Source organism: Pedobacter sp. Leaf176 (assembly GCF_001424305.1).
In the GTDB taxonomy this organism is placed as follows: Bacteria; Bacteroidota; Bacteroidia; order Sphingobacteriales; family Sphingobacteriaceae; genus Pedobacter.
Map to the genome: position 1 here is coordinate 138,755 of NZ_LMPD01000006.1, position 10,748 is coordinate 149,502.

At 38.6% G+C, this 10,748-nt stretch carries 8 protein-coding genes, 1 tRNA gene and 1 other RNA gene; 6 read left to right on the top strand and 4 right to left on the bottom strand.

Going from position 1 to position 10,748, the window contains the following annotated elements:
* Window positions 1-367: 367 nt before the first annotated feature.
* Window positions 368-841, top strand: coding sequence for a DinB family protein (locus ASF92_RS16680; RefSeq protein WP_056095818.1), 474 nt, complete (start codon window positions 368-370; stop codon window positions 839-841).
* Between the two features lie 13 nt (window positions 842-854).
* Window positions 855-1,250 (top strand): VOC family protein, encoded by a 396-nt coding sequence (locus ASF92_RS16685; RefSeq protein ID WP_056095822.1) that lies wholly within the window; start codon window positions 855-857, stop codon window positions 1,248-1,250.
* 34 nt (window positions 1,251-1,284) lie between these two features.
* Here ASF92_RS16685 and ASF92_RS16690 read toward each other — a convergent pair whose 3' ends face one another.
* On the bottom strand, window positions 1,285-3,222 hold the full coding sequence (locus ASF92_RS16690; RefSeq protein ID WP_197413321.1) for an FUSC family membrane protein: 1,938 nt from the start codon (window positions 3,220-3,222) through the stop codon (window positions 1,285-1,287).
* Between the two features lie 461 nt (window positions 3,223-3,683).
* On the opposite strand from ASF92_RS16690, the gene ASF92_RS16695 reads away from it, so the two are divergent.
* Together ASF92_RS16695 and ASF92_RS16700 are read left to right on the top strand one after the other, a co-directional pair.
* Window positions 3,684-4,157: an Lrp/AsnC family transcriptional regulator gene (locus ASF92_RS16695; RefSeq protein ID WP_056095828.1), complete on the top strand. Its 474-nt coding sequence runs from the start codon at window positions 3,684-3,686 to the stop codon at window positions 4,155-4,157.
* Window positions 4,158-4,486: 329 nt separating this feature from the next.
* Window positions 4,487-6,478 (top strand): tetratricopeptide repeat protein, encoded by a 1,992-nt coding sequence (locus ASF92_RS16700; protein WP_056095832.1) that lies wholly within the window; start codon window positions 4,487-4,489, stop codon window positions 6,476-6,478.
* Between the two features lie 488 nt (window positions 6,479-6,966).
* Here the strand turns inward: ASF92_RS16700 and ASF92_RS16705 are convergent.
* Window positions 6,967-7,039, bottom strand: a tRNA-Lys gene (locus ASF92_RS16705).
* A gap of 575 nt (window positions 7,040-7,614) precedes the next feature.
* Here ASF92_RS16705 and ASF92_RS16715 point away from each other — a divergent pair.
* Window positions 7,615-8,967 carry a sugar MFS transporter gene (locus tag ASF92_RS16715; RefSeq protein ID WP_056095839.1) on the top strand — a complete coding sequence of 451 codons (1,353 nt, stop codon included), beginning with the start codon at window positions 7,615-7,617 and terminating at the stop codon, window positions 8,965-8,967.
* 137 nt (window positions 8,968-9,104) lie between these two features.
* On the top strand, window positions 9,105-9,611 hold the full coding sequence (locus ASF92_RS16720; RefSeq protein WP_056095842.1) for an HAD-IIIA family hydrolase: 507 nt from the start codon (window positions 9,105-9,107) through the stop codon (window positions 9,609-9,611).
* Between the two features lie 269 nt (window positions 9,612-9,880).
* Here ASF92_RS16720 and fsa read toward each other — a convergent pair whose 3' ends face one another.
* A complete protein-coding gene (gene fsa, locus ASF92_RS16725) occupies window positions 9,881-10,540 on the bottom strand; it encodes a fructose-6-phosphate aldolase (RefSeq protein ID WP_056095845.1) in 660 nt (219 codons plus the stop codon).
* A gap of 89 nt (window positions 10,541-10,629) precedes the next feature.
* Window positions 10,630-10,729, bottom strand: an RNA gene (ffs, locus tag ASF92_RS20855) — signal recognition particle sRNA small type.
* Between the last annotated feature and the right edge of the window lie 19 nt (window positions 10,730-10,748).

A 10,748-nucleotide genomic window follows, 5' to 3' on the forward strand; every position in this document is an offset into this window, starting at 1 on the left:
AAATGTTTTAAAAGCAATTTCCATGATTCGCCCTTAGCTTTTTTATAATTTGTTAAAAATAGATTAATGCATTTCCATTTTATTACGGAAAACCGTAAACAAAAACTATAGTGATGGAAAATATAAAGTTGCTTTGGTAGGAAAGCATATTAGTCACAAGCGGGTCGCTTGCGCGAGATTATGTAGATTGAATTATTCAACTGATTTTTATTTCTAAACATATAAGTCAGAAATGATATAATTTAAGCTAATTCGGATACGAGCTACAAGTTCGCACCAGACTGGGGTTTTGTCCGGTGGCCTATTGATTTGAATAAAAACTGAATTTCTTTTTAATTGTTGTAGTTAAGCGATAATAAAATCGAATATGGAAAACAAAGAAATATTAATTGCCGAACTTAAAAAGTTATTAAACGGGGGTTCCGCGCATGTGGGTTTTAAAGATGCAGTTAAAGGTTTACCTTTCGAATTACTGGGTAAAATACCCGAAAATTTGCCATACAGCATCTGGCAATTGGTAGAACACATCCGAATTGCCCAATGGGATATGTTGGAATTTAGTAAAGATGGAAACCATAAATCGCCAAAATGGCCCGATGAATACTGGGTTGAAGCGCTTGCCCCATCAGAGGAGGGAAAATGGTTAGAATCATTAAAGCAGATAGATGATAACCTCCAGGAATTTATTAGACTTATTGAATCGGAAGATTTGTTTGGGAAAATTCCCCATGGCGACGGACAAAATATTTTACGTGAAGCTTTGCAAATCGCTGATCACAATGCTTATCATGTTGCAGAAATCGTTGTCATCCGTCGTCTGCTCGGTGCCTGGAAATCATAAAATGTAAATCGCTATGTTAAAAAATTCAAAAGGGTTTAGTTCGTTTTCGGTAAACGACGTTCCAAAAGCAAAAGATTTTTACCAGAACAGCCTTGGATTAACCGTTAAAGATAACCCGATGGGCTTAATCGAACTGGAAATACCGGGTTCTTCGAACGTTCTTGTCTATCCAAAACCTAATCACGAGCCGGCAACTTTCACCGTGCTGAACTTTCCGGTTGATGACATTGAGGCGACCGTTGATGACTTAACTAATAAGGGCATCTCTTTTGAACAATATGATGAAGAATATCTTAAAACCGATGAAAAAGGAATTTCGAAAGATAACGGCGGACCAAGCATTGCCTGGTTTAAGGATCCCGCCGGCAACATTCTGTCGGTCATTCAAATAGACGCCTCATCCAAATAAAAAGGCTAGTAGCATGAATTCCTTATTAAATAATTCAATGCTTTTTTGACTTCTTAATGCTGTTGTTTACAGGCAGTTTGTTTAATTCCATAAACATCCGCCTGGCTAATGCTACAATCTGCATGGACTGTGCGCTGGGAACATTACCATCAGAATAATTTGCGGAGGTATCATTTTCAATCCGTTGGATTGACGCAGCATCTAATGATGTTTCAATATTTAACAGCTTTATACTGTCACTTAAATATTTTACTGCTTTTTTAATCAATGTACGATATGGCTCAACGTTGGTTGCGGGCGAATTCCTAACCATTTCATGGAAAAGCGAAGCAACATATGCGTACAACTGATGGTTCAGAATCTGCACCTGAATAAATATCCCTTCAGTTTCCTTTTCGGAATTTGGTTCTGCAAGCATCAGTTCATATGCGCTTGAAAAATTGGCTGAAGATATAAAAACCTGTTTCCTTGCCAGTTTATAATTTATAACGTTTAGTTTTTCGCCCGACATTAACGTAAGCAACTGGTCAAGGTAAGCTAAGTCAGCAACGAGTATACTGGTTAGTAGGTTCTTAATTTTCTGTCTTTCCCATAATGGAAATAACAGCGTGGATAACAGTGACGCTGCACAACCAATTATGGTGTCGAGGCCACGTTGCCATAATATGTCATGCTGGGAATTTCCAAGAATTTCAATCCCTAGTATTGCCACCAGCGTAATAAAAAAAACGCTTACCTGGTAATCAATATGCAAGAAACCAATATATGCCCATAGAAACAGTATAATAAAAATTACCTGTACATTAGTATCTGGTGTTATAAGCAATATTGCAAAAGCAACCGCGATACCAAACAGCGTCCCTTTTACACGTTGAATATTCCGGCGTTTAGTGTTGTTGAAGCCAGGTCTTGAAACCACTAGTACGGTTAATACTAACCAATAGTCATATTTGGCCGATAAAAAGAACAAACTGCTTATATGTGCGAATAGACAGCAAAATGTCAAGCGGAGCGCAAACCTGAAAACTGGCGATCGGAAATTAAGATGTTCGTACATCTGCCTGAAGGTAATAGATTGATTGGCGGAGAAAAGAAACGCATCATTTTTTGAAATACGCTCTACAAACGGCGCATTCATCAATAGCCCGATAGTCGTTATTTTTGTGGAAATACGATCTAAATTATCTACGATCTTTTTTAGCAATTTTCCTTTTTGACCAAATGAATTATCTGACACCGTTTTTAGCTGTTCTAACCTTAATGCGGTGTCACTAATGGAATAATCCTCAGAACGGTTTTTAATAATTAACCGACCGATCACTTCCAGGTCATCTGCCATAAGATTGATGAGCTGGTTGATCGGTTGAAGTAGCCGCATATCAGTTAGCAATAACCGGAGATTCTGGTAGTCGTCATGAATAGCAAGTACATCTTCATAGAGGTCGATAACTTCGGCGGCGATGTGAATGTAACGGTTAACGTTCTTTAGTTTGCTATTAATAAAGCCTTTTTCATGCAATAGAATCGACCTCATTTTCTCTTGTTTTTCACTTACCTTGTTATGATCAGCGATGATGTTTTTAAAGCAAACATCGAGTGGGACATTGACGTCATAAAACAGCGCCTTTTTTCTAAGAAATGCTGATATTTCAATCGTACAACTGCTCAGCGCCAGCTTTATTTGTTGATAGGGAACAAGGCGGCGAACGAATGCTGAAATAATAAAGTTCCATATCCCACCTATAAAAATGCACGCGCTGAATTCGAGGGCGTTAGGTGGTTTGAAGCCAATGGTTAATACCATCATCATCAACGCCATTGAACCTATAGCGCTGATTGTACCACCGTAAATCCCCAGCATAGTAAAGCTGAAACAGAAAAATAAAATCAGCATCAACAAGAGTAGTTCATTGGCAAAAGACAAAGCGGTAATTAAAGCAACTGCGGCAAGGATAAATGAACTGAATAACATCAATAGATTTTTTTTGAACATGTCAGAGGGGACATCACTTAATCCAATAAGAAGTGTTCCAAGTCCTATATATATTGCTTGGGAAGGAAACCCCAGGTAAAACCCCAAAAAAGTTGGTAATATAATGGCTATTGTTATGCGTAGGGAATGAATAAAATGTTCATTATAAACAAACCGGGAAAGGTGATTAAAAATCTGTTGAAACATATTTTGTTACATGAATTACTTTTGGACACCTTTTTTGTAACATCAGTTACCGATCAAATTTTACATTGGAAAGTGAGAAGAATCATAACAGCTAAAAAAAGGAAATGATTATTATGTTCTGCAAAATTCATTTATTTTGTACAGATTAACAATAATTTATTGAAATCGAGTTAAATGGATTAAATAGTACATAAATTTTGAACAAATGTATTAAATTTGCTTTTTTATCTTCTGATTATTGGACAAATCAAAATATGCAAAAACTAGATTCGCTTGATTTATCGATTCTTGATATTTTACAGGAGGATGCTCGCCTACCCACCCGTGAAATAGGACTCAAATTAAATAAGTCACACAGTTCCATTCAAAGCCGTATACAGCGTTTACGGGATGAGGGATTCATTAAAAAATACACTGTTGTGCTCGACTATGATAAGCTCGATTTTGGGTTTATGACATTTACCAGTATCCAACTAAAAGACCATAGTGAAGATTTACTTAATAGTTTCGAAAGGGAGATTGTTAAAATTCCTGAAGTGATGGAGTGCCATTATATGACGGGAGATTACGACTTCATGCTAAAAATAGTTGCTAAAGATCAGCATGAATACCATGAAGTACTTATGAAAAAGTTGTTCGCAACGATAGGGGTGGGACGGGTACAAACCAAACTGGTTATGAAGACATCGAAATCCGATGCTCGGCTTCCAATCAAATCCGGGCGGTAAGAATCAGGTCGTGCTATAGCTTACCTCAATCCTAAAGTTTTTGCCAATCCTCCTGAGTAGGCTTAAGAGCAAAAAATTAACATTGGAAGAGGGGTGCAATAAAATTTTTCTGAAAAATGACATGTTAGAATCTAATATAATTGCAAGTTATATCGTTACAAGCTTCAAACAACACCAACCGTGAGCCTGATAACGTGATAAAATCTACCGGAATTCGGAACTCTGAACCGTACACTTATTTAAGCGCTTTTTATTATTGTGGGAAATGTTAATTTATTAAGGTTATTTTCGCAAAAAAAATTGGATTGAAAAGAGTAAAGCTGAGTAAAATGATCATACGATTAAAAGCTTATAGTGTTTATTTATTTTTTGTATTTACCCTGATCGGGCTTGTTTACAATGTTAGTATTACCCATGCTCAGAAAAGGCCGGAAGACTTAAAAACTGCCGGTGAGTTTATTAAAGTTATTAAGCATTATCGCTACCTGGATCCAGATTCCGCTACGCTGTTTGTAAAAGCAGGTTTAAAAAAAGCTTTACGCAACAAGGATGAATCAGGTTACGCGGGTTTGTTGCACCAATATGGAATGATACTGGATAATGCTGCCATGTACAGGGATTCAAGGCAATGCTACCTGGAGGCAGAAGCTATCTATAGAAGAAACAAAAATCAAAAAGGACTTGCCTCCACTTTAATCAGGCTAGGCGTAGTAGAAAAGCGAAAAGCCAATTACGACAGGTCTCTGGCCTATTTCATGGAGGCCCTGGCGCTGAGTACAAAAAATGGCGATAAATTGGGTATTCTGGAGGCGCGCGTTGCGATTTCGGAAAACTATTTCAGTCTCAACGATTTCAAAAGCTGTCTCGAAAATCTTGTGATTGCCGAGAAGATAGATCGACAGCTGCCAACATCAAGCTTTTCCCTTAACATGTATATCAGTTATGGATACCTCTATATGAGTCTAAAGCAATATGATAAGGCAATCGACTACATAAATACCGGGCTATCTAAAAGCAACAAAATTGAATACAATGGTTCAAAAGTCAGTTTGTTAAAGCAGCTGGGTACCGCATATTTTGAAAAGGGCGAAGTTGACAGGGCTGTTAAAACCCTCAAACTTGCACTTAGTTTATCAAGGAAAATTAAAAATGTAATGAGGCAAATGACCGTATTGCAGGAACTGGCAGATGTTTATGAGAAAGACCAACCCGATACCGCCATAAAATATCTGAATGAGGCTCTGAAAATCGCAGGAAGCCACAAAGTATACCTTCAGGAAACCTATATCCTGAATAAACTGGGTACGCTGTTCAAGAAGAAAGGTGATTTCCAGAAAGCGCTCGCTCTGGTAGAACGGAGTTATCAGATTTCAGAAGATGTTTATTACAGGGATATGAATAAACAGATATTAAGTCTGGAACGGGCCTACGAGCTTGAAAAATCTAAAGCGCAGCTAAATCAGCTCAAAGTAGAGGCTAACGAAGAGGCCAGCTTTAAAAATTTCATCATAGCGATTGCCGTTGCCATTACCGTCCTTTTTATCATCACGCTGGTCTATTATTCCAGATCCAGGCACCTGAATAAATTACTCAGGCAGGCCAATTATAAACTGGAGGGGAGTAATCTGCAAAAGGACAGGTTTTTTTCTATTCTGGCACATGATATCAGATCCCCTTTGGCTTCTTCCGTAACCGTTTTAAAGTTTATCGCCAACAAGAGATTAAAAGAGGATGTGCAGGAGGTAATGGTAAACAAGTTGATTTTACACTGCGAAAGTAGTTTGGGGGTATTGGATAAGCTATTAAGGTGGGGTCAGATGCAGATTAAGGGCGTGCAGCTAAGCATAACTGAGTTTAATCCAAAAAATAACATAATTGCCAATATGGCCTTGCTGAGCGCTGCCGCGGATAACAAAAACATAAATGTAACCTTTGAGGTACCGGATAATTTGTTGGTCAGGGCAGATTCAGATCACTTTGATTTTCTGGTAAGAAACCTTCTGGCTAACGCTATAAAGTTTACCCCTGAAAATGGCCATATTAGTTTGGGTGCGCAAATGATGCGGGAAGGTTTCCTGGATTTCAAGGTATCTGATAATGGTGTGGGTATCAGTAAGGACAGGATCGATACGCTGTTCAAACTGGCTGCTGTTAGTACAAAGGGTACATCCGAAGAGGTAGGTACAAGTCTGGGGCTATTGATCTGTAAGGAATTTGTTGATGCCAATAACGGAACTCTGGCGGTTGAAAGTGAACTAGGCAAAGGTACTACATTTACCTTTAGCTTACCAGGATCGTTAAACGGGTTTAATGCCAGTTAGAATAGAATACATATAATACTCTTGCATTACCAATTCCCTAAAAGCAAAAACCCTGCTAATCGTGCGATTGCAGGGTTTTATACATTTTGATAGTCTTTGGTGTGATCCCGCTGGGATTTTTCGCACCCGCAAGCCTGAACACAAACCCGCTCAAGAGAAAAGTTCAAACCCGGGTTCGAACCCCTTTTAAACAAAAAAAACTCATATTTCTGTGAGGTTTTTTGTGATCCCGCTGGGATTGGCTCAGCCCCACAATTCGCCGAATTAGGCTCTGAGCCTTTTACAAATCGAACCCAGGCCGGCGCTTCTGTTCGAATCCAAGCGGATAATAAATAAAAAATCCCCCAAATTCGTTGGAGGATTTCTGTGATCCCGCTGGGATTTTTCGCACCCGCAAGCTGAACACAAACCCGCTCAAGAGAAAAGTTCGAACCCGGGTTCGAATCCCTTTTAAACAAAAAAACCTCACATTTCTGTGAGGTTTCTTGTGATCCCGCTGGGATTCGAACCCAGGACCACTACATTAAAAGTGTAATGCTCTACCAGCTGAGCTACGGAATCTAAAACGTCGCCGTTTTTTTAAAGTGATGCAAATATAGGATTCAATGAGATTTAATGCAAATAAAATAAATGGAAAAGTGCTACTGTATTGATTTCTAAGGTGATTAATTATGAAGCACTATTTTTTTGGATTCTAATTGAATTCGGCCAGCAACTGCCATACCTTTATTTTAAACCTTCTGCAAACTCCTGTATTGCATTAATGCAAAGCGTAACAATCAAAAGAGCAGGAGCTAAGCAAACCAAACGCGATGTTGACCACTTATAAGTAAATTAGCTTTTCTTTTTATTTTAATTCAAATTGATCGTTTGCCCAATACCGTTGAAAACTAAACAGCATTTTTTTGATGTGTAATGCCAGTTGATTATAGCGGTATTGCCGTTTCTAAGAATGAAAAGACTTACTTTGCTCTTTTCTATTCGTATTTCTGAGTAATATAGTTTAGAAGTCATGGTTTTTTGCTTAAAATAAATTTTAAATCTATCTGGTAAAAGGATTTTACAAATAAATCATTTCTAATTGAGGAAAATTATTGGTTATTTTGGCGAAACCATTCAAAATACCTAATCATATCATGTCAGATCCCCAAAAATCGCAAAATTATTCTTTTGCATTATTCGTTATCGGTGTCCTTTTTTTTATTTTCGGCTTTATTACCTGGGCAAATAGTCAACTTATTCCATATCTGAAAATTGCTTGTCAACTTTCGAGCACTGAATCATATTATGTTGCTTCTGCATTTTTTGCTGCCTATTTTGTAATGTCAATTCCTTCTTCATTGGTATTGAAATTCACGGGATTTAAGAAAGGCATGTCAATCGGTTTATTTGCGATGGCAATAGGGGCTGCAATTTTTATACCTGCGGCTTATACACGAAGTTTTCCAACATTCTTGATTGGATTATTTGTGATTGGCAGCGGTTTACCTTTACTGCAAACGGCGTCTAATCCTTATGCTGCGGCATTAGGACCGAAAGAAAGCGCTGCAAAACGCATTAGCATTTTAGGGATTTGTAATAAAATTGCCGGCATCCTGGCGGTCTATGTCTTAGGCGGCATTATTCTTAAAGACAGCGATGCCTTCGAGGCCAGCCTCAGGACGATGAATGAAGTAGCAAAGAATACGGCTTTAGACGCCCTTGCCCGTAAAGTAGTGATGCCATACGTATTTATAGCGACATCATTCGCACTTATTGGAGTTCTATTATTTTTTGTTCAGTTGCCTGAAGTTGAAGCGGAGCAAGATATTTTAGAACTTAATGCCTTACCTGGAAATGCGCAATTAGCCAGCGCTGATAAGAATGTACTTAATTTTCCTCATCTAATCATTGGTGTGTTCGCACTATTTTTCTACGTGGGCATGGAAGTCATCAGTTATGATACATTTGCCGGTTTGGGTACGCATCTTGGTTATAAACTGGATATTTCTAAAAGCTTCGCTACTTACACAGGCTACGGTTTATTGCTTGGTTACACGATTGGCATCATATCCATTCCCCGCTTTATTTCTCAAAGAAATGCCTTAATTGTTTCTTGTTTGTTGAGTATGTTATTAGTCATTTTGGTTGTATTTATTAAAGCCAATCCAGGTTTGACAACGCTACATCTATTGGGTATCGAATTGAATTTGCCAACTCATCCGGCTATTTGGATTTTCGCCCTTTTGGGTTTTTCAAACTCCGTAATGTGGCCTGCTATCTTCCCGATGGCGATAGATGGACTCGGGAAATTCACAAAGACAGGTTCAGCCTTATTAATTATGGCGATTGTTGGCGGTGCAGTTCTGCCACCGGTTTATGGTTACATCTCTGAAACTACAGGTAATGGGCAAACGGCCTATCTTATGATGATTCCTGCTTACTTATTTATCTTATACTTTGCCGTAAGTGGCTACCGCCTGGGAAAAAGTAATTTGCCAGTTCAATAAGATAGGAGCGTATAACTGAGTGAGCAAGGTAACATTTGTTATGTTTTCTGATGCCATTAATTTTGCCTTAATTTGATGTTTTATTTTTTATGCCGGGCTTATCTTCTGAAGGGTAAGCTTCAATATTTAAATTTCAAATGAACAAAGCTATTTTTCTCGATCGTGATGGCGTTTTGAATCACGAGATATATGATTACATCTGTCGCGTTGAAGATTTTAAAATTCTGGACTACCAAATTCCGGTGCTGAAAAAGTTCTTTGATGAGGGCTACCTGTTAATTGTGATTACCAATCAGGGTGGTATTGCATTAAAGCGGTATACGGAGCAGGAATTGGCTGTTATGCACCAGTTGTTGAGGAATGCATTTCTAGCAAAAGGCGCTGATATCGCAGGTTTCTTTTATTGCCCGCACCACCCAACGGTAGGCGGGGAGTGTAAATGCCGTAAACCAAAATCGGGTATGCTGTTGGATGCGATTGACCTTTACGATATTGACCCTGCCTTATCGGTGATGATAGGCGACAAGCCAAGGGATGTGGAAGCAGCGAATGGGGCAGGTGTGAAGGGGATATTAATCGAACCGGATGAGCAAATCAAATATGATCTCGTGAAGGATGTTCTGAACCGGGAAACGTTGGTTTAAAGATGATTGGTTCAATGTTCCTTGTTCATTGTTCCTTGTTCAATTGGTTATTGAAAATTGTTTATTGAGCATTGGTCGTTAGGCAATTGTTTATTGGTAATTGGTAATAGGTAATTGGTAATAGGTAATAGGTAATAGGGAATAGGTAACCGGTAACGGGTAACCGACAACTGGCAACTGATAATCTTTGCACAAAAAAAAGTCCTGAATATTGAATCAAATGATTCGACATTCAGGACTTTCTGTTTAATTATAATTATTGCTTCAGGTTATTTGCCTGCTGCTTTTGCGTGGTCAGCTAAGAATGTAGCCAAACCGCTATCCGTTAACGGATGTTTCAATAAACCAACAATTGCAGCTAATGGTGCTGTAATTACATCGGCGCCTAATTTAGCACAGTTTACAATGTGTAAGGGCCCACGGATGGATGCGGCCAGGATTTGAGTTTCATAACCGTAGTTATCAAATATGGTCCTGATGTCTTCAATTAAAACCAAACCATCGCTGGAAATATCATCCAAACGGCCTAAAAACGGAGATACATAAGTTGCACCCGCTTTAGCGGCTAATAATGCTTGTCCTGCAGAGAAAATTAAGGTACAATTGGTTTTAATTCCTTTCGAAGAAAAATATTTTATGGCTTTAACACCATCTTTAATCATCGGAACTTTAACTACAATCTTTGGATTAAGGGCGGCTAATGCTTCGCCTTCTTTAACAATCTCATCAAATGTGGTGGAAATTACTTCAGCACTCACGTTATCATCAACAATATCGCAGATTGCTTTATAATGGTTAATTACATTCTCTTCGCCGGTAATGCCCTCTTTGGCCATTAAACTTGGATTGGTGGTTACACCGTCTAAGACGCCAAGATCCTGTGCCTCTCTGATTTGATCGAGATTTGCTGTGTCAATAAAAAATTTCATGGTTATAAATTCTTAAGTATTTGAGTTTATGAATTGAACCCTGAAGAATTTAATTCCCCCTTCAGGGGATTAAGGGAAAAAAAGAAAAAAAAGGGCAAGCACCTTCTATCGCACCGCTACAACCTTCTACCCTTGCTGCGTTCCCGCCCTGGGGGAGTTCAAAGGGAGCTGGTCGTAAAAGACTTGCCCGGCACAAAGGTAGAAAAAG